General features: G+C 63.4%; 23 protein-coding genes and 1 pseudogene. 11 read left to right on the plus strand and 13 right to left on the minus strand.

What is annotated here, in order from left to right; translation table 11 throughout:
• Window positions 1-10: 10 nt before the first annotated feature.
• Window positions 11-442, minus strand: a complete 432-nt coding sequence (flbT, locus tag ACS3WA_RS10655; RefSeq protein ID WP_438278493.1) for a flagellar biosynthesis repressor FlbT — start codon at window positions 440-442, stop codon at window positions 11-13.
• A gap of 355 nt (window positions 443-797) precedes the next feature.
• Between flbT and ACS3WA_RS10660 the strand changes: the two genes are divergently transcribed.
• The 4 genes from ACS3WA_RS10660 to ACS3WA_RS10675 all read left to right on the plus strand — a co-directional run bounded on the left by ACS3WA_RS10660 (window position 798) and on the right by ACS3WA_RS10675 (window position 5,348).
• The gene (locus ACS3WA_RS10660; RefSeq protein ID WP_438278494.1) at window positions 798-2,393 is read left to right on the plus strand and encodes a flagellin; all 1,596 of its coding nucleotides are present in this window, start codon (window positions 798-800) and stop codon (window positions 2,391-2,393) included.
• Window positions 2,394-2,771: 378 nt separating this feature from the next.
• Entirely contained in the window at window positions 2,772-4,382 is a 1,611-nt protein-coding gene (locus ACS3WA_RS10665; protein WP_438278495.1) for a flagellin, read from the plus strand.
• Between the two features lie 206 nt (window positions 4,383-4,588).
• Window positions 4,589-4,954: a flagellar biosynthesis regulator FlaF gene (flaF, locus tag ACS3WA_RS10670; protein WP_438278496.1), complete on the plus strand. Its 366-nt coding sequence runs from the start codon at window positions 4,589-4,591 to the stop codon at window positions 4,952-4,954.
• 28 nt (window positions 4,955-4,982) lie between these two features.
• Window positions 4,983-5,348, plus strand: coding sequence for a hypothetical protein (locus tag ACS3WA_RS10675; protein WP_438278497.1), 366 nt, complete (start codon window positions 4,983-4,985; stop codon window positions 5,346-5,348).
• A gap of 10 nt (window positions 5,349-5,358) precedes the next feature.
• Here the strand turns inward: ACS3WA_RS10675 and ACS3WA_RS10680 are convergent, their stop codons facing one another.
• The 4 genes from ACS3WA_RS10680 to ACS3WA_RS10695 all read right to left on the minus strand — a co-directional run bounded on the left by ACS3WA_RS10680 (window position 5,359) and on the right by ACS3WA_RS10695 (window position 8,028).
• Window positions 5,359-5,724, minus strand: coding sequence for a hypothetical protein (locus ACS3WA_RS10680; RefSeq protein ID WP_438278498.1), 366 nt, complete (start codon window positions 5,722-5,724; stop codon window positions 5,359-5,361).
• 296 nt (window positions 5,725-6,020) lie between these two features.
• Window positions 6,021-6,512: a hypothetical protein gene (locus ACS3WA_RS10685; protein WP_438278499.1), complete on the minus strand. Its 492-nt coding sequence runs from the start codon at window positions 6,510-6,512 to the stop codon at window positions 6,021-6,023.
• Window positions 6,509-6,904: a flagellar assembly peptidoglycan hydrolase FlgJ gene (gene flgJ / locus ACS3WA_RS10690; protein ID WP_438278500.1), complete on the minus strand. Its 396-nt coding sequence runs from the start codon at window positions 6,902-6,904 to the stop codon at window positions 6,509-6,511. The genes ACS3WA_RS10685 and flgJ overlap by 4 nt, the downstream gene beginning before the upstream one ends.
• Window positions 6,904-8,028 carry a flagellar basal body P-ring protein FlgI gene (locus ACS3WA_RS10695; RefSeq protein WP_438278501.1) on the minus strand — a complete coding sequence of 375 codons (1,125 nt, stop codon included), beginning with the start codon at window positions 8,026-8,028 and terminating at the stop codon, window positions 6,904-6,906. Before ACS3WA_RS10695 ends, flgJ begins: the two co-directional genes overlap by 1 nt.
• A 333-nt stretch (window positions 8,029-8,361) precedes the next feature.
• Here ACS3WA_RS10695 and ACS3WA_RS10700 point away from each other — a divergent pair, with 333 nt between their 5' ends.
• Entirely contained in the window at window positions 8,362-8,775 is a 414-nt protein-coding gene (locus ACS3WA_RS10700; RefSeq protein ID WP_438278502.1) for a flagellar assembly protein FliX, read from the plus strand.
• 311 nt (window positions 8,776-9,086) lie between these two features.
• Window positions 9,087-9,452 carry an RNA polymerase-binding protein DksA gene (dksA, locus tag ACS3WA_RS10705; protein ID WP_292618427.1) on the plus strand — a complete coding sequence of 122 codons (366 nt, stop codon included), beginning with the start codon at window positions 9,087-9,089 and terminating at the stop codon, window positions 9,450-9,452.
• A 409-nt stretch (window positions 9,453-9,861) separates the two neighbouring features.
• On the opposite strand, the gene ACS3WA_RS10710 is transcribed toward dksA, so the two are convergent.
• From ACS3WA_RS10710 to flgF, 8 genes and pseudogenes are all read right to left on the minus strand, one after another.
• Window positions 9,862-10,359, minus strand: a complete 498-nt coding sequence (locus ACS3WA_RS10710) for an Hsp20/alpha crystallin family protein (protein WP_438278503.1) — start codon at window positions 10,357-10,359, stop codon at window positions 9,862-9,864.
• A gap of 83 nt (window positions 10,360-10,442) precedes the next feature.
• Window positions 10,443-10,691: pseudogene (locus ACS3WA_RS10715) on the minus strand (Hsp20 family protein); the annotation flags it as partial.
• A 1-nt stretch (window position 10,692) separates the two neighbouring features.
• A complete protein-coding gene (locus tag ACS3WA_RS10720; RefSeq protein ID WP_438278504.1) occupies window positions 10,693-12,564 on the minus strand; it encodes a patatin-like phospholipase family protein in 1,872 nt (623 codons plus the stop codon).
• 169 nt (window positions 12,565-12,733) lie between these two features.
• On the minus strand, window positions 12,734-13,024 hold the full coding sequence (locus ACS3WA_RS10725) for a hypothetical protein (RefSeq protein ID WP_438278505.1): 291 nt from the start codon (window positions 13,022-13,024) through the stop codon (window positions 12,734-12,736).
• A gap of 297 nt (window positions 13,025-13,321) precedes the next feature.
• Complete coding sequence (gene flgH, locus ACS3WA_RS10730; RefSeq protein WP_438278506.1) at window positions 13,322-14,080, minus strand: flagellar basal body L-ring protein FlgH; 759 nt, start codon at window positions 14,078-14,080, stop codon at window positions 13,322-13,324.
• Window positions 14,081-14,085: 5 nt separating this feature from the next.
• Complete coding sequence (gene flgA, locus ACS3WA_RS10735; RefSeq protein ID WP_438278507.1) at window positions 14,086-15,204, minus strand: flagellar basal body P-ring formation chaperone FlgA; 1,119 nt, start codon at window positions 15,202-15,204, stop codon at window positions 14,086-14,088.
• Window positions 15,205-15,215: 11 nt separating this feature from the next.
• Entirely contained in the window at window positions 15,216-16,004 is a 789-nt protein-coding gene (flgG, locus tag ACS3WA_RS10740) for a flagellar basal-body rod protein FlgG (RefSeq protein WP_438274860.1), read from the minus strand.
• 12 nt (window positions 16,005-16,016) lie between these two features.
• A complete protein-coding gene (gene flgF, locus ACS3WA_RS10745) occupies window positions 16,017-16,784 on the minus strand; it encodes a flagellar basal-body rod protein FlgF (protein ID WP_438278508.1) in 768 nt (255 codons plus the stop codon).
• Between the two features lie 365 nt (window positions 16,785-17,149).
• Here flgF and fliL point away from each other — a divergent pair, with 365 nt between their 5' ends.
• From fliL to ACS3WA_RS10770, 5 genes are all read left to right on the plus strand, one after another.
• Window positions 17,150-17,647 (plus strand): flagellar basal body-associated protein FliL, encoded by a 498-nt coding sequence (gene fliL / locus ACS3WA_RS10750; protein ID WP_438278509.1) that lies wholly within the window; start codon window positions 17,150-17,152, stop codon window positions 17,645-17,647.
• An 18-nt stretch (window positions 17,648-17,665) separates the two neighbouring features.
• Entirely contained in the window at window positions 17,666-18,871 is a 1,206-nt protein-coding gene (gene fliM / locus ACS3WA_RS10755) for a flagellar motor switch protein FliM (RefSeq protein ID WP_438278510.1), read from the plus strand.
• Complete coding sequence (locus ACS3WA_RS10760) at window positions 18,868-19,302, plus strand: DUF6468 domain-containing protein (RefSeq protein ID WP_438278511.1); 435 nt, start codon at window positions 18,868-18,870, stop codon at window positions 19,300-19,302. Before fliM ends, ACS3WA_RS10760 begins: the two co-directional genes overlap by 4 nt.
• Window positions 19,299-20,117: a MotE family protein gene (locus tag ACS3WA_RS10765; protein WP_438278512.1), complete on the plus strand. Its 819-nt coding sequence runs from the start codon at window positions 19,299-19,301 to the stop codon at window positions 20,115-20,117. Before ACS3WA_RS10760 ends, ACS3WA_RS10765 begins: the two co-directional genes overlap by 4 nt.
• 212 nt (window positions 20,118-20,329) lie before the next feature.
• A complete protein-coding gene (locus tag ACS3WA_RS10770) occupies window positions 20,330-24,076 on the plus strand; it encodes a tetratricopeptide repeat protein (RefSeq protein ID WP_438278513.1) in 3,747 nt (1,248 codons plus the stop codon).
• Window positions 24,077-24,628 lie beyond the last annotated feature (552 nt).

Consider the following 24,628-nt stretch of genomic DNA (forward strand, 5'->3'; position numbering starts at 1 on the left):
GGCGTGAGGATCAGGCCGATCGCTTCTGCATGGCGTCCGGGCGCGCCGCCGTGGCCTCGCTCATCTCCATCAGCTTCTTTTCGTATGCGATCAGCTTCTTGACTTCCTTGAGCGCCTTGTAGAGGTCGCCGTTGAGGATGTCGTTGTTGATGCCCTCGATGATCGGCCACGCGCCCGGCATGGTCGTGATGACGTCGCGCAACAGGCTGAAATAGGTGCCGTGGTTGATCTGCGGCTCCGGCGACAGATACATCAGTTGCACCGAGAGGTAGACCAGCTTGGCGGGCGTATCCGCCGTCTCGGGCGTCAGGATGTCCTTCTCGCGAAGGATCGGAATCTTGTCGCCGTCGATCAGAAGGCGCGCGCGTTGATCCGTGTTGGTGACGACACAGGCGCCGATGATGATGCGTTCATGCGGCTTCAGTTCGACTTTCAGCGCCATGGCGGTTTTCCTGCCTTGAAAAGGAGCGTTTCCGGAATGGACGGTAGCCCCGTTCGCCGCGCAAAAATGTGGCGGACGGCCGAGACGCAGCGAGCATCGCGGTACGCTCTTGCCGCGATCCTTTCCCATTGTAGTTAACGATTGGTAAATGGCCCTTGCGGCCTTCGCTGCCAGATTCGTCTAAGCCACGGCTATGACGTCGCAATCCGGCCGCGCGCCTGCACCTGGAAAGGCTTGCGAGTCCGCTATTGGCTTCATGCTTTCTTAGAGTCTTCACATCACTGTGGCGCCTCGTCCGAAGGAATAACTTCGGCGTATGTGCGTCAGTGTATTCACACCAGAAAGGTATGAAAAAATGTCCGATATCGTTCTCTCCGCATCGGTCCGCCAGAATCTGCTCTCCCTCCAGTCCACCGCCGACCTGCTCTCGACCACGCAGAACCGCCTTGCCACCGGCAACAAGGTCAACTCGGCGCTCGACAATCCGACCAACTTCTTCACCGCGCAGGGCCTCAACAACCGCGCCAGCGACATCAACAACCTGCTCGACTCGATCGGAAACGGCGTGCAGGTGCTGCAGGCCGCCAACACCGGCATCACTTCGATCCAGAAGCTGGTCGATACGGCGAAGTCCATCGCCAACCAGGCGCTGCAGACGCCGACGGGCTATTCCACGAAGTCCGAAGCCAGCGCGACCATCACCGGCGCGACCGCGTCGAATCTGCTGGGTGGAACCGCGACCGCGGCAGTCGCGGCCTCGACCGTGGCGGCGAGCGCCTATACCGGCAACGAATTTATCGCCGGCAGCAAGCTTGGCAGCCCCACGACCGACGACTCGATCTCCATTGACGGTCATACCGTTACCTTCGACGGCACCACCGATGGCACGACGGCCATCGCGGACGGCACCACGTTCAAATATACGGCCGCGGAAGCCGTCGCCAAGATCAACCACGACCTCGGTGCCGCCAGCTCCACGGTAACGGCAGCCGTAGGCACCGGCGCCAATGCTGGCAAGATCGTGCTGACCAACTCCGCGACCGGCGCATCCTCGAACTTCACGGTCGACGCGAGCGGCACTACCGCCGGAGACGGTGGCTTCGGTGGCACGGCCGTCACCACCACGAACGGCGCCAATGCTGGCTCCACGGGTGGCCTGTCGGGGACGACCCTGAGCATTGCCGCGTCGTCTGACGGTGCGATCCCGGCGGCTACCATCAACTTCGGCACGGGCTCCGGCCAGGTTTCGACGCTCGACCAACTGAACACAGCGCTCGCCACCAGCAACCTGACCGCGTCGGTCGATTCAACAGGCAAGATCACGATCACCACGACGAACGACCATGCCTCGGCGACCATCGGTGTGCTCAGCGGCACGGCGACGGGTTCGGGGCTGTTCACGGCCGGTGCGGGGTCCACCCCGGTGGCGGACGCTAATTCGCAGAACACCCGCACAAGCCTGATTGCCCAGTACAACCAGGTCATCGATCAGATCAAGACAACGGCGCAGGATTCGTCCTTCAACGGTGTCAACCTGCTCAATGGTGACCAGCTCAAGCTGGTGTTCAACGAAACCGGCAAGTCCACCCTGACCATTCAGGGCGTGACCTTCGATCCGGCCGGTCTCGGCCTGTCGTCACTGGTCAAGGGCACCGACTTCCTGGACAACAGCAACATCAACACGGTCTTGAACTCGTTGAACGATGCGTCCAGCACGCTGCGCTCGCAGGCTTCGGCCTTCGGTTCGAACCTGTCGATCGTGCAGATCCGTCAGGACTTCTCTAAGAACCTGATCAACGTTCTGCAGACCGGCTCGTCGAACCTGACGCTGGCCGACACCAACGAGGAAGCGGCGAACAGCCAGGCGCTGGCCACCCGCCAGTCGATCGCGGTGTCCGCGCTGGCGCTGGCGAACCAGTCGCAGCAGAGCGTGCTGCAGCTGCTCCGCTGATCCAGCCACATCATCAGACGACGGAGACGGCGGGGGAAACCCCGCCGTTTTTACGTCTGCAGGCAGCTAACCTTTACCCTGAGCCGGAGCATCAGGGACAGCCGGCAAACCATTGGCAAACGAGGTCAAACCGCTGCGAAGCGCGATCTTGAATGTCCAAGACCTGGATCAAACATATCGCGCTAAAGTCTTCGACTGCCTCCTGTTTTGTTGCTCGGCTTCATCTGGCGTATCAGGGTGCACCGAACGGAGGCGGCTCGGGGGACAGATCGGTTAATCTCCTGTTAACCATAAATTAAAACGTCTCGTTCACCTTTCCGGCCAGGAACCGGCTTTCGCTGCGAGTCGGCGACCGTCCAAGCTATGGAAGGGCCAGACATGACCGACATCGTTCTTTCGGCATCCGTTCGCCAGAATCTGCTCTCGCTGCAGTCAACAGCCGACCTGCTGGCAAGAACGCAGAACCGGCTTTCCACCGGCAAGAAGGTGAACACGGCGCTCGACAACCCGACCAATTATTTCACCGCCGCCGCTCTCGACAACCGCGCCAACGACATCAGCAGCCTGCTCGACGGCATCGGCAACGGCGTGCAGGTGCTGCAGGCCGCCAACACCGGCCTGACCTCGCTGCAGAAACTGGTCGACACCGCCAAGTCGGTCGCCAATCAGGTTCTGCAGTCCCAGGTCGGCTATTCGCAGAAATCGTCGGTCGACAGTCTGCCGGTCACGGGCGCCACCGCGCTGGACCTGAGGGGCACGACGGCATTTACGAGTGCCGCGGCCACGCCCGGCACCGCCCTGAAGACCGGCACCGCCAATGCCCTCGCAACCGGCGCCACTCTCATCAGCGCGCTGACCGATGGCACGGTCGCGACGCCGACCGGCCCCGTGGCTGGCGACAGTTTTTCCGTCAACGGCAAGACCATCACATTCGCCGCGTCCGGCGCGGCGACAACCGATCCAAGCGGTAACGTGACCATCGGTATCGATCAGACGCTGAGCGCGCTGGTCGGCGTGATCGACGCCCTGCACGGCAATACGGCCGCAGGATCGGCGGTCGACGGAAGCGGCCAGATCGCGCTCAATACCGGCATCGCTCAGGATCTGACGCTGACGGACTCCACGCCGGCCGGCGTGCTCGCGAAGCTCGGCCTGACCGCGGGGACGACGGCGCGCAGCGGCGGCGCGGGAAACCTCGACGGCAAGACGCTGACGATCGGATCGACCGGCGGCGGCGTCGCCACCAACATCACGTTCGGCGACGGCACCAACGGAACCGTCAGAACCCTTAACGACCTGAACGCGCAGCTCGCCACCAATAATCTTCAGGCCACCATCAACTCGGCGGGCGTGATCACGATCTCGACCACGAACGAAGCCGCCGCCTCGACCATCGGGGCGATCGGTGGCACCGCGGCCGGCGCAGGCTATGCCTTCAACGGCCTTGTCGCGGCGGCGCCCGTTCAGGATGCCGGAGTCCAGGCGTCACGCGCCGGTCTCGTCAATCAGTACAACAACATCATTCAGCAGATTAACACGACCGCGCAGGACTCGTCCTTCAACGGCATCAACCTGCTCAACGGCGACACGCTGAAGCTGATTTTCAACGAGACCGGAAAATCCGTCCTCACCATCAACGGCGCCAACATGAATGCAGCCGGCCTCGGTTTGTCGACCCTGACGGTGGGCACCGACTTCCTGGACAACGGCTCGGCCAACAAAGTGATCGCGAGCCTCGACACCGCGTCCAGTACGCTGCGTGCGCAGGCCTCGACGCTTGGCTCGAACCTGTCGATCGTGCAGATCCGCCAGGATTTCTCGAAGAACCTGATCAACGTGCTGCAGACCGGCTCCTCTAATCTGACGCTCGCCGACACCAACGAGGAAGCTGCGAACAGCCAGGCGCTGGCTACCCGTCAGTCGATCGCGGTGTCCGCGCTGGCGCTGGCGAACCAGTCGCAGCAGAGCGTGTTGCAACTGCTCCGGTGACGTCGGAGCGCGCGGCGTAGCGGCAGCCGCCGGGATGGGGAGGGCGGCACAACATCCATAGCGCGGCGGCGACAAGGCCGGCCGCATCCGCCTGCCATTTTTTAGACGCATATGAAAACGCGGGGTAACCCATTTTAAAGGCGGTGCTGCTAGAGATATGGGCGGCGCCGAAGTCCCCGCGCTCGCTGTTTTCCCCGAGGTTCTGAATGTCGAACGCTGCTCAAGCCTACGCCCGGACGGCTCATACCTCGTCTTCTCCCCGCGAAATCGAAGCCCAGGCATTGCTAAAGGCGGCGCGGCAGCTTCAGGAAATCCACGACAACTGGAACGGGCCGGACAAGAACATGCACAGCGCGCTGCTGTTCAACCGCCGTCTGTGGTCGATCTTCATGAGCGCGGCGGATAGCGACAACAACCAGCAGACGCTGGAGGTTCGTCAGAACATCGCCAATATCGGCGTCTTCGTGATGAAGCAGACAGTGGATATGCAGATCAATCCCGATCCCGCAAAGCTGAAGCCGCTGATCGACATCAACTGCAATATTGCGGCGGGCCTGTCAGGGCGGGCATAACGCCGAACGTCAATGACGGAGCCGTAGCATGGCCGACGTCTTCAGCATCCTGGCATCGAACTACACAACGGTCGGTCAGAACGTCAATCTGAACACCGGAAAGTACGTCAACGTCGATCCCAAGGCGTTTGAAGGCACCTGGAGCGGCCAGTACGCCAACCAGAAGCCGTTCTCGGTGACCATCTCGAACGTCAACGGTTTCCGCGCCAAGGCCAAGTACCAGTACGGCAGCACCGTCAAGTATCAGGAGGTCCTGATCAAGAACAACAGCTTCCGGGTCGGCGATTCAAAATTCACGCTGACAAAAGCCGGAACCGCGCAGGTCAACACCGTCATGACGGATCCGACGACAGGGGCGAGCACGCTCGAGACGGCCTACGTCCACCAGAATTGACCGATGGGGATTACGCCCGCCGGTCTGTGGCCATCGACTGTTCGCGTTCGGCTTTCACCATGTCGAGCGTGCGAAAATAGGCGCGCCGCCGCAGCATTGCTTCGTCAGGGAATTGTTTCACGACCAGACTGGTCCGATTGTCGACGACCTGGTAGACCATCGAGGCGGCATCCCGGTCGACGATCACCTGATGCGACAGCGTATCGCTCAAAGCCTGCGGCTGGTTGCGGACGCGCGCACTGACGTCCGCCGCCGTGACGCTCTGGCTCGGCGGAAGTTGAGTCGCCACCGCGTCGACAGTCGCGCTGGGTGCCGGCGCAACGGCCGGTGCCGCAACCGGCGCACCAACCGGCTTGATACTAAAATCCGTGCCCATGGTCGCCTCCTCAAGGCTACCTTCGAGTCAAATCCCAACCCCCTTGTGATCGCAAGTCTAGCGCCCGTCTCTCAACGTTGCGTTAGAGAACGTGGTGAACGCGCCGGTTCCATATCCGCGCCGGTTTGATTCAAATGAGCGGCATTGCTGGGCCCCCGATGCTGCGCGGCGCGTCAGCGGTGCGCTGCCGATCGGGGCCGTCGCGACGGCGGCATGGGTGAGGTCCCGCTTCTGCGAAGGGGATCTTCGACGCCGTATTGTGCTTGGGACGCGAGCCGGTCGATCGCCGGAGGAGGCTACAGCGAGCGGCTGACCGCGATCGGGCTTGTGTGCTGACGCGGCGGCGCGCTGCGCTGTCCGCTTGCCGTGTAGGTCTGCGGCAGGGTGCGGCGCTGGGCCTCGGCGCTGACGCCGCGCACGATGCCTTCGGAAACTGCGTGCGCGGTCGCAAGCACCGTCATGTTTACCTGCAGTACCGCGCGGAACATCTCGTGGTGACGTTGCAGGGCGGCGAGCAACTCCGGTGTCGATCGCGTCATGTAGGCCTGGCTGCCCTTGAATTGGCTGATCGCGCCGGCATAGCGGCGCGACAACTCGCTCTTCTGCTTCTCGAGCGACATGCCCTCGCGGATCTTGCCGGCGCGCACCAGTTCGGTTTCCCGCTCGATGACGGCGAGCAGCGCATTCATGATGTCGAGCATGCCGTCGGCAAGCCTGCGTGCATCGGCCGGCGTCGCGGCGGGCGGCAGGGCAGTGGACGCCTGCGTCTCCTGGGATCTCGGCGTCATTCGGCCTCCTTCGGCGCCGGCTTGGCCTCGCTCGCCTGTTGCATGATGAGAGCACGGAACACCGCGTCGGACACACCGACGCCGCCGGCCTTGGCGAATGATTTGGAATATTGCTCGGTCAGCATCGAACGCCACACCCCGGTGCCCGGCGTGTCGCCGAACGGACCTTCGCCCTTCAGGCCGGCGGTCATCTGCGAGAACATCGAATTGAGGAACATCGCCTCGAAATCCTGCGACGTCGTCGTGGCCTTTTGAATGGCCTGCGGTGAAACTTTCTCCAGCGCCTGCTGGAGCTGCGGGTCGGGGCGGCCGTTCAGCATCGGCATCACCGCCTTGCGCGGCATGCTGCGATAGGCGCTTGCGATCAGGCTGCTGTCGATCTGAGGCTGCATCACATCACCTCGATATCGGCTTCGATCGCGCCGGCCGCCTTGATCGCCTGCAGAATGCCGATCAGGTCGCGTGGTCCGATGCCGAGGCCGTTGAGGCCATCGACCAGTTCCTGAAGCGAAACGCCGTTCTTGACCAGCGCGAGTTTCTTGCCGTCCTCGCTGACGCCGACGGAGCTGCGCGGCGTCACCACTGTGCGTCCGCGTGACAGCGGATTGGGCTGGCTGACCTGCGGACTCTCGGAGATCGATACGGTGAGATTGCCTTGCGCCACTGCGACGGTTGCGACGCGGACGTCGCGTCCCATCACGATGATGCCGGAGCGCTCATCGATGATGATTTTTGCGGCGATGTCGGGTTCGACCTGCAACTGTTCGATCTCCGTCAAAAGCGCAACGACGTTGCCCTTGAATTCCGCCGGAATGGAAAGCTGTACGGTGGAGGGATCGATCGGCTCGGCGGTCTTCGTGCCAAGGAAATCGTTGACCGCGGCGGCGATGCGCTTGGCGGTGGTGAAGTCGGCATTGCGCAGCGCCAGCCGGACGTTCGGCATCCTGTTCAGCGCGAACTCGATCTCGCGTTCGACGATGGCGCCGTTGGCGATGCGTCCGTTGGTCGGCACGCCCCTGGTGACGCTGGCGGCGGCTCCTTCCGCGGAGAAACCGCCGATCGCGAGCGAGCCCTGGGCCACCGCATAGACGTTGCCGTCGGCGCCGAGCAGCGGCGTGACGAGAAGAGTACCGCCCTGCAGGCTCTTGGCGTCGCCCATCGCCGACACCGTCACATCCATGCGCGTGCCCTGAGTGGCAAAGGCCGGCAGGTTGCCGGTCACCATTACGGCTGCGACATTGCCGGTGCGGATGGTGGCGCCGCGGATGTTGACGCCCATGCGTTCCAGCATCGCCTGCAGCGACTGCTTGGTGAAGGGAATGTTGTTGAGCGTGTCACCCGTGCCGTTGAGGCCGACGACGAGACCGTAGCCGATCAACTGGTTCTGGCGCACACCTTCGATGTTCGCGAGGTCCTTGACCCGCGAGGTCGCGTGCGCAGGCGTGCCCAGCGGTGCCAGCGCGACAAGCATCGCGACGACGATCCGGACAATTTTTGAAATACCGACGCCAGGCATCCTCTGCTCCCCGCTGAGGGTTCGGTGGCTCGCCGCCACTCCCATGACGGCCATCCGCAGTTAACCATGCGAAGTCCATGCCACCGCCGCGCCGGGCGCATAATATTGATATCCTTAGGTGATCGGTGCCGCAGCGTGAGCTGGCGCAAGGGAAGGCGGCGGCGAAGTTGCCGTGACCGGCAGTTCTTGCCGGGTGTTCACGCTTCGTTAACCATAACGGTCCACGGTTCTTTTGTCGGCGTTATTTGTGGCGTGACACTGCGTCCGGCGGCCGTAGACTCTCGCGCGCCGGCTTAGAGCTGTTCGTTATCATCACAACTCTGTGAGCATGCGATGCGAATTTATGGCCCCAACGGAACGACGTCCGCGGCGCAAGGCACGACAGCGCGGCGGAGCGGCGGCAGCGAATTTTCCTTGCCGGACCCGACCGCGGCCACGGAAAACCGCGCTGCCACGGCGCCCAAGCCTGCCGCAACCATCGATGCGCTGTTGGCATTGCAGGGCATCGAGGAGGATCCTGTGGAGCGGCGCAAGCGCTCGGTGCAGCGGGGCAGGAGCGCTCTCGACGTGCTCGATGACCTCAAGATCGCGCTTTTGTCCGGTAATTTCGATCCTTCGACCGTGACGCGGCTGCGCACCGCTGCGGCCGATCTGAAATCGTCTTCGGGCGACGCCGGTCTCGACGCGGTGTTGTCGGAAATCGAATTGCGCGTCGAGGTCGAACTTGCCAAGGCCGGTCATTACTGAGAGCCGCGACGCGGTGGTAATGCCGGTACCGCGGTTGCTCTCACAGACAATCGTGCGCGGCAGCGGACGTGCGTCGGCCGGTTCCCGGTTCCACGCCCCGGAAGGCTTCTAATCGGCGCGTAAATGACGGGATTCCGTTCCGGAGCCACGGTCTTTCGACGCGACGATATTGTCTGTCACAAAAGGCCGCTATATAAGCTCGGCCCCAGCCGGCCGGTCCGGCCGCAGCCGAATCGTCCGGCGCATTGCACGACTATGGAATGCATTTGGAAAAGCTGAAAAATTACAGGCCATCCGACAAAGAGCCGTTCATGAACGAGCGTCAGCGCGAGTATTTCCGCGCCAAGCTGCTGGCATGGAAGGACGAGATTCTCCGTGAATCGAAGGTCACGCTGCAGACGCTTCAGGAAGAGAACGTCAATCATCCCGACCTTGCCGATCGCGCATCGTCGGAAACCGACCGGGCCATCGAGTTGCGGGCTCGCGACCGGCAGCGCAAGCTGATTTCCAAGATCGACGCCGCCTTGCAGCGGATCGAAGACAATACTTACGGTTATTGCGAGGAAACCGGCGAGCCGATTTCGCTGAAACGGCTCGAGGCGCGACCGATCGCGACGCTCTCGGTCGAGGCGCAGGAGCGCCATGAGAAGCGCGAAAAGATTTACCGGGACGAGTAGGGCCCAGGGGTGCGTCGGACTTGATCTCGGGAGCCTGAAAACAGGCTGGTGCCTGCCTTGATGCTGTCAAAGCCGGAACAGCTCTTTGAGCGGCGCGACAAAGGGAGTGGCCCGGGCCGCGGCTGCGTTTTCTGTCAGCACCACCATCCGAATGGCGTCGCTTAAACATCAGGCGAACCTCCGCAGAGCGGCGGCCCAGGGCCGCCGCCGCATCGAGACGCCGCCACGAGGTGGCGGATCGTCGTCGTCCTCGCCGTCGAGATGGCGCAGCGCCGCGAGAATGTCGCCAAAGGATCGAGATGACCGGTATTCGTGTTGGCGTTCGTCATGTTGACTTCCTTCACGCTCCTTTCCTCGGGATGGCTTTCCAGGATATTCGAACGGCGGAGCGGACCGCCGCCCGTAATCGTCATTGCGTGTTGATCGCGATGCGCTTGACGCCTGCGCGCGCGTTTTCGGACTTTGGCAGCGAGACGGTCAGGACCCCATTCTTGAAAGAAGCCTGGACCTTGTCCTCATCGACATTATCGAGAGGAATTTGCCGCTCGAAAGAGCCGTAGTAACGCTCGGTGAAGTACTTGCCTCCGTCTTTATCCTCTTTGTGCTCGCTCTTCTTCTCGCCGCGAATGGTCAGCACGCCGTTGGCGATTTCGATCTGCACCTCCTTCTCCGTCATGCCCGGCAGTTCGGCCGAGACCGTCAGCGTTTTGTCCGTATCGCTGAGCTCGATCTTGGGCCAGCCGAAGCGGCCTTCCATGAGCGGGGTCTGACCGGAGTCGATGCCACGAAAGACGTCGTCGAACAGGCGGTTCATCTCGCGATGCAATGTCAGGAACGGGTCGAGACTGCCGCGTGCCGGGGCAAGTTCCTGACTTCTCGACCAGGGAATAAGATCACGGATTGCCATGGTTTTTCTCCTTCCTCATGTGGAATAGGGAACGTGGACCTGCTTCTGCGCGGCCGCGCGTTCTGCTGAACCTCGATCGGGCGTCAGGCCGCTTTCTTCTGCTCGATCTGCGAGGAGGGAAACGCTCCGGTGGCGATGTTGATCCGACGCGGCTTCATTGCTTCCGGCACTTCGCGAAGGAGATCGATGACGAGCAAGCCGTCGCGGAACGAAGCCTCTTTCACCGGCACGTAATCTTCTAGGTTGAATACGCGCCGGAACGGACGCGCGGCGATGCCCCGGTACAAATACTCGTGAGCAGCGCCTTCCGGCTTTTTGCCCTCGATGGTGAGCTTATCGGAACATTACCCGCTGCTCGTCCGTCAGCCCGGCCAGTACCTGGCTGGCGTGGCTGTAGCCGGCCGCGACCATCTCCTCGAAACGGCTCCAGTCCAGCAGGCGGCCGTCAGGCACACGCGGCCGGAACAACAGGTCGGTGAATTTTCCCATTTCCTTCTGCTTCGAAACCGAGGTGATGAAGGACGATCGCAGCATCGTCTCCGGCACGCTCGGCAGGCGGTAGCGCCGCTTCGCGCGCGGCCTCAGCCTGTCGCGCAGCAGCGCGAGCGTTCCCGGCATGCAGTCGATGTCGAACACCTGCTCGCGGTCGACCGAGAGGTCGACGCCGATGATGCGGCCGGCGCCGAGCCGGGCCATCACATCCACCGGGAAATTGTTGAACGTGCTGCCGTCATACATCATGTGCCCGCCGACGAAGACCGGCGGCAACGCTCCGGGAATCGCATAGCTCGCGCCGACATTGCGGGTGAGGTCGCCGCGCGACAATACCGCTTCGCGGCCGATCGAGAAATCCGACGCCATTGTGAAGAAGGTGATCCAGCTATCCTCGTTGTCGATCGCATCCCGGCCGGTGGCGTCGCGCACGGCTTGCGTCATCGCGCTGCGCGTCCGCGCGCCCTTGATCAGCGACACCAGCGGGACGAAGTTGTAGTCGCCCGTTACATTGCCCCGTGGATGTTCGAGAAACGCCTTGCGGACTGCGGCTGCGACCTCATCCGCGCTGCGGCCGAGCGCGAGTACCAGACCCATGACCGCGCCGATCGAACTGCCGCCGAGCATGTCGACGGGAATGCCGGCCTCTTCCAGCGCTTTGATGACGCCGACATGGGCAAAGCCGCGCGCGCCGCCGCCCGACAGCACCAGTCCGATGCCGCGCCCCGAGATGATGCGAGCGATCCGCGCCATATCGCGGGGCAGATGCGGGCGAAGATGGAAGTGCCGCGCAGCCGGCCGCGCATCCAGCCATCGCGCCGTGCCGGTCGGAATTCTGGTATCCGTCCCGTGCAGCAGGATCAGCGTCTGTCGCGCGATCGAGATCGGGGCAGCGGGCGACAGACAGGCCCGCTCGACTTCGGACAGGCCGGAATCGCGCTCGGCAGCGGCAAGCAGCAGGATCTCGTCGGCATGGCGCAGGCAGAACCGGGTCCACGCGGTGTTCCCTCCGTCGGCCGCAAGATAGACCGCGCGGCTCCGTGCCTCGATCTCGTCGATATAATCGGCGAGCGCGTCATGACGCCGTCCGACCGGGTGATCAGGGGTAGCGCCGAAGCGTTCGGCGACCTCATTGGCGCTGACCACCGTCACCGGCTTCGCTTGTGAGGTTTGCACGTCGCGCAGACATTGCGCGAATTCGACCGCATCCAGCCCCGGCGTGATCGGCAGGATGCAGACGTTCACCGGAACCAGGGGCGGCTGACGCTCGCGCTCGTGGCGGCGGAAGCGCCGGATCACGATCCGCATCATCGACATTTCGATATCGGAGTCCTGCGTGATCGCGTGTTCGATCATCGCGCGCGTCACCTTGACAAGCAGGGTATCGCGCACCGCCACGATGGTCGCCGAACGCGGCTCGCCGGTGAACAACGCGAGTTCGCCGATGGTTTCGCCGCGCCCGATCTCGCCCAGAATTTTCCGCGCGCCGGATTCGGTTTCGGAAAAGGCGTGCAGCCGTCCGGACAGGACGAAGTAGACCTCGTCGCTGACGTCGCCCTGGCGCAGCAGCGTCGCGCCGGAGGTGAGATCGACATAGATGGCCTCGGACTGGATGGTTCGCAGGATCCCGGCGTTACCGGACCCGAAGTAGTTGCGAAGCACGGTCTGGAGCAGCGCGTCGCGTTGCTGAAGATCGGGATCGGGTTTCGGCATCAAACCGCAACTCCTTGTCGGCACATGCCGTTGCGAATTCAGGCCGATCGAGCATAGTTTCAGAAAGCCGCCGGATGAACGAAATTCTTGTCGCAGCCGGCCTCATCGTTTGAGTGTCGAAATTGCGTTCTGATGGAACGCACTTAGACACCTCGCGACGACATTGATGTTAATCACGCCCGACCCGGCCGGGGAATCCCGGCGCGATGGGGCTGTCGCCGCTGAGGCCGCTCGGCACGGCGCCGGTGCCGATGGTTCCGGGACGCGATGTGTTCGGCACCCCCGGCTGGTTGACCACGCTGGTGTTGAGCCGCGGCGAGGGCGTCGGCGTCACGACTGTCGCCGATGGCATCTGTCCGTGGATGTGCACGCGGCCTTTGCGGTGACGCGCCTGCGCCGCGTCCGAAATCACGCTCAGGGATATGACAAGGACGATCAGGATACGAACGAGCGATGACATGGAAGTCTCCGGCGGTTGCGCACGATGTCGCGGATACGTGATGCCATCGACATAGGTATTGCCAACGCCTGCGGGCAGACCGGTTTCATGAATTTTTATCGAGAAGCCGGCGGGTTTGGCGGCATGCGCGAAACGATGACGGCCTCCGGCAGGGGAGCTACCGGAGGCCGCAATGCCGGACGATGCGCAGCATCGCCGGGTCGTCGCCGTCTCGCGCCTGGGGTTCGCGAAACGGCGGGGAGCTCGTGAAAGTCTAGCGGAGCGGATTTGACATTCGCTATTTCCTTACCAAGACCGCTAGAACGGCAGCAGCACGTCCATCACCTGCTGACCATAGCGCGGCTGCTGCACGTCGCTGATCTGACCGCGACCGCCATAGGAGATACGGGCCTGCGCGATCTTGCTGGAGTCGATGGTGTTGTCGCTCTGGATGTCCTCGGGGCGGACGATGCCGGCCACGATCAGTTCGCGGATTTCAAAGTTGACGCGGATTTCCTGCTTGCCTTCGACCACCAGGTTTCCATTGGGCAGCACCTGCGTGACCACGGCGGCGACGCTGGTCTGCAGATTCTCCTGGCGCTGCACCGAGCCCTTGCCGTCGCTGGACGCTGTGGAATCCGTGGTCAGAATGCGGCCCGGCAGTATCGAGGTCGCTGGATTTTTGATGACCTTGCTGCCGATGAAGTCGGTGATGCCCGAATCTTCCTTGCTGCTGCGGCTGCGCTGGGTCTCGTTGGCGATATTGGCCTTGTCGGTGAAATTCACGGTGACAGTCAGGAGGTCGCCGACGCGCGCAGCGCGCTGGTCCTTGAAGAACGCGCGCGAACCGTTTCGCCACAGCGAGTTGGCGTTGTAGGACACCGTCTCGGGCTTCGGCATCGGCATCTGCACCGGCTTGTAGCCCGGCTGCGTCGTCGGATTGTCGATCGCGGTCAATTTGGGTGTCTCGCCGATCTGGGAAAGCCGATCGATGGATGAACAGCCACTGGCAAGGCCGGCGGCGGCCAATAACGTGCCGGCGAGAGCGAGGCGGTTGATGTTCGCGGACTTCAACATGAACGTTACTCGGATCCTGGAGATACAGACGCGCCGTCGCGGGCGAAATCAGGAGAAGACGCGCCAGCCATCGCCGGCGCTTCGGCGACCGGTGCGGCGCTCGCGAGCCTGCGCGGGACGACCGGTGCAACCGGAGAAACCGAGACCTGGCCGCGCCCGACCACGACACCGGATACGGTGCGTTTCGATTGCAGGTTGAGCACGCTCACGACATCGCCTTCGGTGCCGGCCTCGGTCGCCTTGCCGCGCACGGTGAGATAGATTCCCGCAGCCTGGTAGATCAGGGTCACGGCCTGGTCGCGTTGCACCAGGTCCGGCTTGGCGAGGTCGGCGCCATGCAGGGCCTGGCCGGCGCGCATCTGCCGCCGCGTCTGCATCCCGATGACGCGGTCGCGGTTCGCGGCATCGTTGCCGACCTCGGCTTTGGGGCGACGCTCCATCACGACATCGGAGAACTTCAGCAGCGTGTTGCGGTCGACGTCGCGGGCAAGCACGGGAGCCTCGACGGTCTCGATGGCGGTGCCGGTGAAGCGGAGGCGGGCGGGTGCGGCGCCTGAGCCGTTGCCGATCTCGAGAGTGACGTCGAAACGTCCGTTGCGCGGGTCGAACCGCGTCACGACCGGAGTCACGGCGCCGTCGTTCGTCGCATCGAGATGGATCGTCTGGAGGTCTTTATCGAAGGTCAGCGACAGGTCCTTGGCGTCCCCGAGCCCGTTGCGGTGCTCGAGCGCCACGGCGATCTGCAGTTCGATGTCGTCGACATCGAGGGTGCGCGCGAGCCGCGTCACCGAGACGTTGCGAATGCCGTGAGCGTCGACGCCGATCACCTGATGCGCGCGGAGAGCGTCGAGCACCTGCGTTGTCGGAAGGGTTCCGGTGGTGCCGGGCTCGGGCGCGCGATAGATCGCGATTTGCGCGGCACTGCCGGCATTGTCGATGACGTCGCCGACCCGCACCACATCGCCGGTGACCTTGACGTCGGCGCGAAGCAAGGGGAGGGGAACGGCGGCCGCGGTCTGGATCGCGCTCGCCAGCGCGGCGCGCGGTGGAGCGTCGTTCGCGGCCAGCGCCGGAGCGGACGCCGCCATCAGCGCCGCGGCGAGGAGAGACGAGCGGATGGCCATGGTCAGCCTCCCTAGCGGAACAACGCGGCTGCGGATTGCAGCATCTGATCGGCGGCGCTGATGACCTTGGCGTTCATCTCGTAGGCGCGCTGCGCGGCGATCAGGTCGGAAATTTCGGAGACCACCTCGACGTTGGCCTGTTCGAGGTTCGACTGCTGCATGTCGCCGTAGCCGTCGATATTGGCGACGCCGTCCTGCGGCGGCCCGGAGGCCGGCGTCTCGGTGAAGTTGTTGTCGCCGACGGGCTGCAGGCCGGCCTTGTTGACGAAGCGGGTCAGGCCGATCTGGCCGAGCACGGTCGGCGTCGTCGAGCCCGGCAACGTCACCGACACCTGCCCCTGCGCGTTGATGGTGATGCCGGATGAATTCTGCGGGATCGTGATCGTCGGCTGTACGGGGTTGCCCTGTGCGTTGACGATGCGGCCCTGGTTATCCATCTGGAAGGTGCCGTCGCGAGTGTATTGGTAGGTGCCGTCCGGCATCTGGATCTTGAAGAAGCCTTCGCCGCGGATGGCGATGTCGAGATCGTTGCCGGTCATCGAAAGTGTGCCCTGGCTCATCAGCCGCGGCGTGCCGACGGTCTTGACGCCGCCGCCGAGATCGATGCCCACGGGCAGGATCGTGCCCTGATCGGAGGCCTGGGCGCCGACGCGGCGGACGTGATCGTAGATCAGGTCCTGAAACGCGGCCCGCTGTTTCTTGTAGCCGGTGGTGCGCAGGTTCGCGATGTTGTTGGAGATGACCTGAACGTTCAGCTCCTGAGCCGCCATTCCGGTCGCTGCGGTATAGAGGGCACGCATGAATCTCTTTCCTTATGCCGGAACGTCGGCGAGCTTTTCGATCGCCGATCGCTGCAGGTCGCTTTGCTGCTGCAGCAGCGTCGCCATCTGCGTGTAGGCGCGGGACACTTCGACCATGCGGCTCATCTCGCTCACCGCGCTGACGTTGGAACGCTCGATGAAGCCCTGGCGGACCCGCGCCTTGGTGTCGGGTTGGGCGATGTTGCCTTCGCCCGCGGCGTAGAGGTTGGAGCCTTCCTTGAGCAGCTTCTGCGCCTGCGCGAACGAGACCAGCCGCAGCTTGCCGCGGATGGAGTCGGCCGCGTTGTTGGTGCCCTCGATCACCGTCACGGTGCCGTCGTCGGATATCGCGATGTCGTGGTCGGTCTGCTGGAACGTGATCGGCCCGCTGGTGCCGAGCACCTGGTTGCCCGAGGCCGTCACCAGTTGTCCCTGCGCGTTGATCTGCAGCCCGCCGTCGCGGGTGTAGCGTTCGCCGTCCGGCGTCTGCACCACCAGGAACGCCTTGCCGTCGATGGCGACATCGAGCGGGTTCTTGGTCTGCTCGGTCGGTCCGCCGGCGAAGTCATGGAAGGTGGCGCGATCCTGCACGAAGCTGAGGCGGCGGTCGCCGCCGACGAAGTTGTCTTCGTGGGCGACCGGCATCAGGTATTCCTCGAACAGCGAGCGGTCGGCCTTGTAACCGTTGGTGTTGACGTTCGCGACGTTGTTCGCAACGACATCCATCTGCCGTTCGAGCATCATCTGCCGCGATAGTCCGATGAGAAGGGTATTCTCCATCGGTGGTTCTCCCCTCGAAGATCCGCGTCAGGCCCTCCCAGGCGTTGGCGGATCGTTTCCGACCTCAGGCTCTCCCAAGCCTTGCGGTCGTCCAGGGATGTAGCGAAAGCCGTGCCATGTCTGAAAACTAAGAATTTTCAATTCGTTATGGAAACGAACAGGCGCCGACAGCTCGGCAATAAGATCTTGTTGACCATAACGGCCCGGCAAAATCTTCCTACCGCATGGTTAAAAGAAAGAATCCATTAACCATTGAGAACCTAGTCTTAACGCCTGTAGGGCGCGCCGTGCGCCGGGGGCATCTGTTTCGCGTCGTTAGCCTGCTCGGCGGCATCGGACTAAACCCTCTAACGGGCGAACTGACGATGGCAGAGAAAGATCAGGCCGAGAAAACGGCAGCCGAAGGCGACGCACCGCCCGCTTCCAAGAAAAAGAAACTGATCCTGATCGCCGCGGCCGTTGCGGTGCTTTGCCTCGCGGGCGGAGCAGGCGCCTGGTTCTTCTTCTTTCACGGTCACGGCGACGAACAGCATGCGGAAGCGCCGCCGCCGAAGCCGCCGGCCTTCATCGAAGTCCCCGATATGCTGGTCAACCTGGTCGGAGCGCCGGGCGAGCGCGTGCAATATCTCAAGGTGAAGGTGGTTCTCGAGGTCAAGGACGAGCCGCAGGTCGAGAAGATCAAGCCGGCGCTGCCGCGGGTCACCGATCTCTTTCAGACCTACATGCGCGAACTGCGCCCCAGCGACCTCAACGGTTCGGCCGGGCTGTTTCGACTGAAGGAAGAACTGACCAGGCGGGTCAACACGGCGATCGCGCCCAGTCATGTCAGTGCCGTGCTGTTCAAGGAAGTCGTCATCCAGTGACGGGACGGGGGCAGGGTCATGGCGGGCGATAACGATCAGTTGGACCAGGATGCGATCGCAGCCCAGTGGGAGGCGTCGCTTGGCTCGGAGGATCCCGAGGAGGCCGCGAAGTCGGCTGCCGCCAATGAACTCACGGAGACGATGGCGGAACAGTGGGCCGCCATGGTCGAGGACGGAGGCCGTAATTTCGGTACTGCCAAGAACGGCGGTGAACGGGTCCTCTCGCAGGAGGAAATCGACAGCCTGCTCGGTTTCAGCGTCGGCGAGATCAACGTCGACGATAGCTCCGGCATCCGCGCGATCATCGACTCGGCGATGGTGTCTTACGAGCGCCTGCCGATGCTGGAGATCGTGTTCGACCGCCTGGTGCGGTTGATGACGACATCCCTGCGCAATTTCACCTCCGACAATGTGGAGGTCTCGCTCGACCGCATCACCTCGGTCCGCTTCGGCGACTACATGAACTCGATTCCCTTGCCGGCCGTTCTCAGCGTGTTCAAGGCGGAGGAATGGGAGAACTTCGGGCTGGCGATGGTCGATTCCAGCCTGATCTACTCCATGATCGACGTGCTGCTCGGCGGCCGTCGCGGCCAGACGTCACTGCGGATCGAAGGCCGGCCCTACACGACAATCGAAACCAATCTGGTGAAGCGGCTGGTCGAGGTCGTTCTGGCCGACGCCGAACAGGCGTTCCGGCCGCTGTCGCCGGTGTCGTTCACGATCGACCGGCTTGAGACCAATCCGCGTTTCGCGGCGATCACCCGTCCGGCCAACGCTGCGATCTTGGTCCGGCTGCGCATCGATATGGAAGACCGCGGCGGCTACATCGAACTGCTGCTTCCCTATGCCACCATCGAACCGATCCGCAACGTGTTGTTGCAGATGTTCATGGGTGAAAAGTTCGGCCGCGATCTGATCTGGGAGGGCCACCTCGCCACCGAGATCGCGCAGGCGCAGATCGCCGTCGACGCGGTGCTGTACGAGGCCGAGATCCCGCTCAAGCAGCTCATGACCCTGAAGGTCGGCGACACGCTGCCGCTGGACATGCGTCCCGATGCGTCGGTGGCGGTGCGGTGCGGCAGCGTCACGCTGACGGAGGGCCGCATGGGACGCGTCGGCGACCGCGTCGCCATTCGCGTATCCAGACACTTGCGCAAACCGAACACGACTTTTGCCATGTTCGAGAGAGCGGACGAACAGACCAAGATGATGGAGGCCCAATGAACCACTCTTTCGGACTAGCGATCGAGAGCCTTGTCGCGGTTCTTCTCGTCTTGACAATCGGTTATTGCATGCTGCTGAACAAACGGCTGAAGCGGCTGAGAGCGGACGAGCAGTCGCTGAAGGCGACCATCGGCGAATTGATCACAGCGACGGAGATCGCAGAGCGCGCCATCGGCGGGCTGAAGCACACCGTGCGCGACGTCAATGACAATCTCGGCAATCAGATCGTCTCGGCCACAGAACTGTCGCGGCAGTTGGCGAAGCAACTGACGGAGGGTGACGCAGTCGTGCGGCGGCTGACCCGGATCGCGCTCGCGGCGCGCCCGGCGACGGCCCCGGAACCGGAGCCCGCGCCCAGCGATGCCCGCTCGGTCGCAGCCGCGGCGCGGGCATTTTCCGAACGTAGAAGGGCAAGCGGCCTCGCTGCATGAATGCTTTCAGGGACATCCGGGTTATTCCTGTCGTCGTGGTTGCGATCTTCGGCCTCGCGGTGCTCAAGATCGCGGGCCTCGTGGTCGACGGCGGTTACGTCTTCGACGACCAGCCGAATTCGACCCACCGGTCATGGGCACAGGAGAACCTGAACTTTCCGGGCGCGACTTCCTATGCAGGCGACGTCACGGGCTCGGTCGAGACCAAGAAAAAAGAGGACCCCGGCAAGGAGAGCGCCGAAAAGGCCGAAAAGAAGGAACCTGACGGAGAGTCCAAGCCGGCGGACGGCGCGCCGGGACTGTCGAAGGCGGGCGTTGTCACCATTCCGGAGCCCGGGCAATCGGTGTCGCCGTCCGAACGCGCGATCCTCGAGCGGCTTCAGAGCCGGCGCCAGGAACTCGAAGCACGCGCGCGGGAAATCGACATTCGCGAGAGCCTTCTGAAGTCCGCTGAAAAGCGCATCGAGGGCCGCGTCGAGGAGATGAAGGGCATCGAATCGCGGATCGCAACCGCCACCGACCAGAAGAACGAGGCCGAAGCCGCCCGCTTCAAGGGACTCGTGACGATGTACGAGAACATGAAGCCGAAAGACGCCGCCAAGGTGTTCGACCGACTGGAAATGTCGGTGTTGTTCGAGCTTGCCTCGAAGATCGCGCCACGCAAGATGTCGGACATTCTCGGCCAGATGTCGCCTGCGGCGGCCGAACGGCTGACGGTCGAAATGGCGCGCCGGGCCAGCGGCGGCGACGCCACCACCGCGGACGCCGATCTTCCGAAGATCGAGGGCAAGCCGACACCGCAGAACCCCAATTAATATCCTTGTTTAATAGGGCCTTAATTCCACAATTCTAGAGTCCGTCTGATCGGCGTGCAGCCGCCGATCAGGAGTTGATAGCGTTTTTCGCGCGAAGCATGTCCTCGGGCTTGACCGGGGATGGATACCGGTTCGCGTGAGGAAAACGCGTCAAGGCAGCAATCAGAGCTTCGCTTCAGAAGCGAAGTTCTGGAGTCGAGAGACGATCTGGAATGGTGCGGACGACTGCCGCTGGATGTTGGTCGCAAGCGCGCTCTCGCGCGCGGCGGCTTTCGCGCGGCTGGATTCCGGTGCTCGCAACCGCGCTGCTGCTGCTCGCTCTGACATTTCCCGGTGCAAGCCGCGCGCAGGCCATCAGGGGCGAGGCGAGCTTTGCGGCGGCGAAAGGTTATGCCCGGCTCGTGCTCAAGCTCGACGACGACGTCGATTCCGAAGTGACGGTTGCCGGCACCATCCTCGTGATCCGCTTCAAGCGGCCGGTTGATATTCCCGTCGACAAGCTGTCGGAGGCGGTGCCGGACTATGTCGGCTCGGCGCGCCGCGATCCCGATGGCCTGGCCATTCGCCTGGCGCTGGCACGCAAGGTTTCCGTCAACACGATGACGGCGGGCGAGCGCGTGTTCATCGATCTCATGCCCGATGGCTGGAAGGGTCCGCCGCCGGGTCTGCCGCAGGACGTGGTTCGCGACCTGGCTGAACGCGCTCGCGCCGCCGAGCGCGCGTTGCGTGAAGAGCGCAGTTTGGAAGCGTCGAAGAAGCGCCCGCCGGTTCGCGTGCGCGCGTCGGTGCAGCCGACCTTCGTGCGCTACGTTTTCGAACTGCCGAATGGGGCCAATGTTTCGTCCGCCCTCAACGAGCAGAAACTCGCGCTGTTGTTCAAGCCGGCGCTGACTTTCGATCTGGCGGACGCCAAACTGGTGGCACCCGCCAACGTCGCCTCGATCGCGCAGAAGAGGGAAAGCGACGGCTCGCGGGTCGAGATAAAACTGATCGGCGATGTCGACGTGCATTCGTTCCGTGAAGAGAAAAACTACATCGTCGATATCGGCTTCCATCAGACCGGCAATAGTCTGTCGGCGGCGATTGCCGAAGCACAGCCGGCCGACGCCGCTGCCGCGCCCGCAAAGCCGGCCGGGATTCCGCCGCCGACGTCGGAGACGATTGCCGAACAGGCCGGACTGACGGTTGGGCCGCCCCCGTCAGACGGCAAACCGGCCCCGGCTGCGAAAGCGCCCGAAACGCCCCCGGTCGTCGCCGCGCCCGTCGTGACGGAAAAACCCGCGTCCAGTCAGCCCGCGTCCGAAAAGCCGGCCGCAGAAAAGCCGGCCGTCGTCGAAACGCCGCCCGCGCCGGTCGCCAAGGCCGCCGTGTCGGAGGTGGTGCCGGCAAAACAGGCGCCGGTCGGAAACGCCGAACAGGAGCCGGCAAAGGTCGCATCAGCAAAACCGGCGGCGCCGCCGCCATCGTCGGCGAAGGGAAGCGCGAACGACGCCGTGACCGTCGCGGCGGTACGGCGCAGCGACGGCTTTCGTCTGACGTTCGGTTTCGACCGGCCGACGCCGGCCGCGCTGTTTCGCCGCGCCGATGCGGTGTGGCTGGTGTTCGACTCGGAGAAGCCGGTCGACGTGGACGCGATCCGGAAAGAGGGCGGGTCGCTCATCACCGACATCGACCGTCGCCCCGTGGAGAATGGGCAGGCGATCCGCATCCGCCTGACCCGTCCGCAACTGGTCTCGATCTCGGCCGGCGAGCCCGACGGTTCCGCGTCGGTCGCGCCGGGCCGGCGCTGGGAGGTGGTGTTCGCCGATGCCGTGCAGAAGTCGTCGCGCGCGCTGACCGCGCAGCGCAATGTCGTCGATCGCAATCATGCGAGCGTCACCGTGCCGCTCGCCGGCACCGGCAGGCTGCACCGGATCGTCGATCCCGACTCGGGCGACGCCCTGATGGTCGTCACCGCGCTTCCGCCCGCGCAGGGGTTTGTCAGGCACCAGGAATTCGTGGAGTTCTCGCTGCGCGAATCGACCCATGGCGTGGTCGTCGAGCCGAAGGCCGACGATATCGCTATCGAGGTCGCGCCCGACAAGGTCACGGTGACCCGGCCCGGCGGTCTCACTCTGTCGGCGGCCAACTCCGCCCCCGAGCGAGCGACCACCGCGGCGCGGCCGATCTTCGATGTCGGCGAGTGGCAGAAAGACAGCAACGCCGATTTCTTCCAGCGGCTGGACGAACTGGTCGACGTGGCGTCGGCCGCAGGTAGCGACGAGGCGCGAACCGCGGCGCGGATCGACCTCGCCCGGTTTTATATGGCGCGCGGCTTCTATTATGAAGCCAAGGCTGTCCTCGACCTCGCGCTGTCCGAACAGAATCCCGGACAGGAAGATCCGGTGCTGCTGATCGTGCATTCGGTCGCGAGTTCGCTGACCAACTACACGGCGGCTGCGACGCGCGATCTCGCCAATCCGGCGATCGGCGCCAACTACGATTCCCAGCTCTGGAAGGCGCTCGCGCTCGCGCAGCAGCGCAAGTGGGCGGAGGCGCGCGAGAAGTTCAAGAACGCCCAGTTCGCCATCTCCGCGTTGCCGCTCGGGTTGCAACGCCCGATCGTCGCCGATGCGATGCGGGCGTCGCTTGAGGTCGGCGACTATTCGGGCGCCGCCGCGCGCAGCAGCGACCTCGATGCCATCGGCATTCCCGACGAGATGAAGCCCAACGTCACGGTCATGCGCGGGCGGCTGTCTGAAGCGTTGGGGCGCGACAAGGATGCGCTTGCCCAATACGAGGAGGCGATGGCCTCGCCAGATCGCGAAGCCGCGACCGAGGCGCAGATACACGACATCGCGTTGCGGCAGAAGCGCGGCGAGATCAAGCCGGATGAGGCGCTGCGCGATCTCGAAACGCTATCGGTGACGTGGCGCGGCGATCGGCTGGAGGTGCAGACGCTGAAAATGCTGATGGCGCTCTACACCGATGCGGGCCGCTATACCGAAGCGCTCGCGGTTGCGAAGACCGCCACCAAGCTGGAGCCGGATTACGCTGTGTCGCGCCAGATTCAGGACAGTGCCTCGGCGCTGTTTGCCGAGCTTTTCCTCGGCACCAAAGGCGACAACCTTCCGCCTGTCGATGCGCTGGCGATGTTTTACGACTATCGCGATCTGACGCCGATCGGCCGGCGCGGCGATGAAATGATCCGTCGGCTCGCCGATCGCCTTGTCGGCGTCGATCTGCTCGATCAGGCGAGCGATCTCCTGCAGTATCAGGTCGATCATCGGCTGGACGGTGCGGCGCGCGCGCAGGTCGCCGCGCGGCTTGCGATGGTCTATCTGATGAACCGCAAGCCGGACCGGGCGATCGCCGCACTTCGCACCACGCGCATCGCCGATCTCGCCGGCGAATTGCGGCAGCAACGATTGCTGCTCGAGGCGCGCGCGCAGAGCGACATCGGCCGGCGCGATCTCGCCCTCGACATCATCTCCAATCTCACCGGGCGTGAGGCGATCCGCCTGCGGTCGGACATCTACTGGGCGTCGCGGCGCTGGCGCGATGCGTCCGAGCAGATCGAACTCTATTACGGCGACCGCTGGCGCGACTTCAAGCCGCTCACCGCGCACGAGAAGAGCGACATCATCCGTGCGGTGATCGGCTATGCGCTCGCCGAGGATGCACTGGGGCTCGCGCGATTCCGCGAAAAGTATGCGCCGTTGATGAGCGGCACCGCCGACAAGATCGCTTTCGATACCGCGAGCAAGCCGGCCTCCGACAACAGCGCCGAGTTCGAGCAGATCGCCAGGATGGCGGCGAAAGTCGATACGCTCGATGGCTTCCTGCGCGAAATGAAATCGCGCTTTCCCGACATGACGGCGAGGACGCCGCCGCCGCCGGAAGCTGCGAAGACGGATTCCTCTCCGACCGGTGCGCTGCCGCAGATTGTCGGACTGAAGAACGTCGAGGCGTCGCGCTGACGGGTCTTGCGTTTTGCGACCCGGACCGCGCCGCCGCCTAGAGCATGATCCCGAAAAGTGGAAACCGGTTTTCGGAAAAGATCATGCTCAATTAAAAAGATAAGCGACGAGTCTGATTCAACGCAGTTGAAGCAGACTCTAGAGTCTTTCTGCTTCGGATGGAATCACAGAAGCGAGGCTCTTTGATTTGAGTTGAGCGTTTTCTTCACGCGAACCGTACCCATCCATCCGCAGGTCAAGCCCGAGAACATGCTTCGCTCGAAAACGCTATAGCGGACAGTTCTGCGCGTCGATTGTCGATATCAAAAAAGCGCGGCGATCGTTTCATCAGATCCGAGATGATCTGGCTGTGAGACGTTCGATCAGAACCCACAGCAATCCCGCACAAGAATAGCAAGACCCAGGCTCTTCTCGCCCGGAGCCTGCCGAAGAAATGCCTGGATGTTGACATCATGTGGAATCGATATATACAGTAAGATATATCCATAGGATTATATACAGCTACATATATCCATAGGATATGGCCGTGGAGGGGGGCACCCCCAGGGCGTC

It is taken from the genome of Nitrobacter sp., assembly GCF_051535235.1.
Classification (GTDB): domain Bacteria; phylum Pseudomonadota; class Alphaproteobacteria; order Rhizobiales; family Xanthobacteraceae; genus Nitrobacter.

Coding starts and splice junctions, on each gene's coding strand:
- flbT (WP_438278493.1), bottom strand. CDS start 442: ATGGCGCTGAAAGTCGAACTGAAGCCGCATGAACGCATCATCATCGGC.
- ACS3WA_RS10660 (WP_438278494.1), top strand. CDS start 798: ATGTCCGATATCGTTCTCTCCGCATCGGTCCGCCAGAATCTGCTCTCC.
- ACS3WA_RS10665 (WP_438278495.1), top strand. CDS start 2,772: ATGACCGACATCGTTCTTTCGGCATCCGTTCGCCAGAATCTGCTCTCG.
- flaF (WP_438278496.1), top strand. CDS start 4,589: ATGTCGAACGCTGCTCAAGCCTACGCCCGGACGGCTCATACCTCGTCT.
- ACS3WA_RS10675 (WP_438278497.1), top strand. CDS start 4,983: ATGGCCGACGTCTTCAGCATCCTGGCATCGAACTACACAACGGTCGGT.
- ACS3WA_RS10680 (WP_438278498.1), bottom strand. CDS start 5,724: ATGGGCACGGATTTTAGTATCAAGCCGGTTGGTGCGCCGGTTGCGGCA.
- ACS3WA_RS10685 (WP_438278499.1), bottom strand. CDS start 6,512: ATGACGCCGAGATCCCAGGAGACGCAGGCGTCCACTGCCCTGCCGCCC.
- flgJ (WP_438278500.1), bottom strand. CDS start 6,904: ATGCAGCCTCAGATCGACAGCAGCCTGATCGCAAGCGCCTATCGCAGC.
- ACS3WA_RS10695 (WP_438278501.1), bottom strand. CDS start 8,028: ATGCCTGGCGTCGGTATTTCAAAAATTGTCCGGATCGTCGTCGCGATG.
- ACS3WA_RS10700 (WP_438278502.1), top strand. CDS start 8,362: ATGCGAATTTATGGCCCCAACGGAACGACGTCCGCGGCGCAAGGCACG.
- dksA (WP_292618427.1), top strand. CDS start 9,087: ATGAACGAGCGTCAGCGCGAGTATTTCCGCGCCAAGCTGCTGGCATGG.
- ACS3WA_RS10710 (WP_438278503.1), bottom strand. CDS start 10,359: ATGGCAATCCGTGATCTTATTCCCTGGTCGAGAAGTCAGGAACTTGCC.
- ACS3WA_RS10720 (WP_438278504.1), bottom strand. CDS start 12,564: ATGCCGAAACCCGATCCCGATCTTCAGCAACGCGACGCGCTGCTCCAG.
- ACS3WA_RS10725 (WP_438278505.1), bottom strand. CDS start 13,024: ATGTCATCGCTCGTTCGTATCCTGATCGTCCTTGTCATATCCCTGAGC.
- flgH (WP_438278506.1), bottom strand. CDS start 14,080: ATGTTGAAGTCCGCGAACATCAACCGCCTCGCTCTCGCCGGCACGTTA.
- flgA (WP_438278507.1), bottom strand. CDS start 15,204: ATGGCCATCCGCTCGTCTCTCCTCGCCGCGGCGCTGATGGCGGCGTCC.
- flgG (WP_438274860.1), bottom strand. CDS start 16,004: ATGCGTGCCCTCTATACCGCAGCGACCGGAATGGCGGCTCAGGAGCTG.
- flgF (WP_438278508.1), bottom strand. CDS start 16,784: ATGGAGAATACCCTTCTCATCGGACTATCGCGGCAGATGATGCTCGAA.
- fliL (WP_438278509.1), top strand. CDS start 17,150: ATGGCAGAGAAAGATCAGGCCGAGAAAACGGCAGCCGAAGGCGACGCA.
- fliM (WP_438278510.1), top strand. CDS start 17,666: ATGGCGGGCGATAACGATCAGTTGGACCAGGATGCGATCGCAGCCCAG.
- ACS3WA_RS10760 (WP_438278511.1), top strand. CDS start 18,868: ATGAACCACTCTTTCGGACTAGCGATCGAGAGCCTTGTCGCGGTTCTT.
- ACS3WA_RS10765 (WP_438278512.1), top strand. CDS start 19,299: ATGAATGCTTTCAGGGACATCCGGGTTATTCCTGTCGTCGTGGTTGCG.
- ACS3WA_RS10770 (WP_438278513.1), top strand. CDS start 20,330: ATGGTGCGGACGACTGCCGCTGGATGTTGGTCGCAAGCGCGCTCTCGC.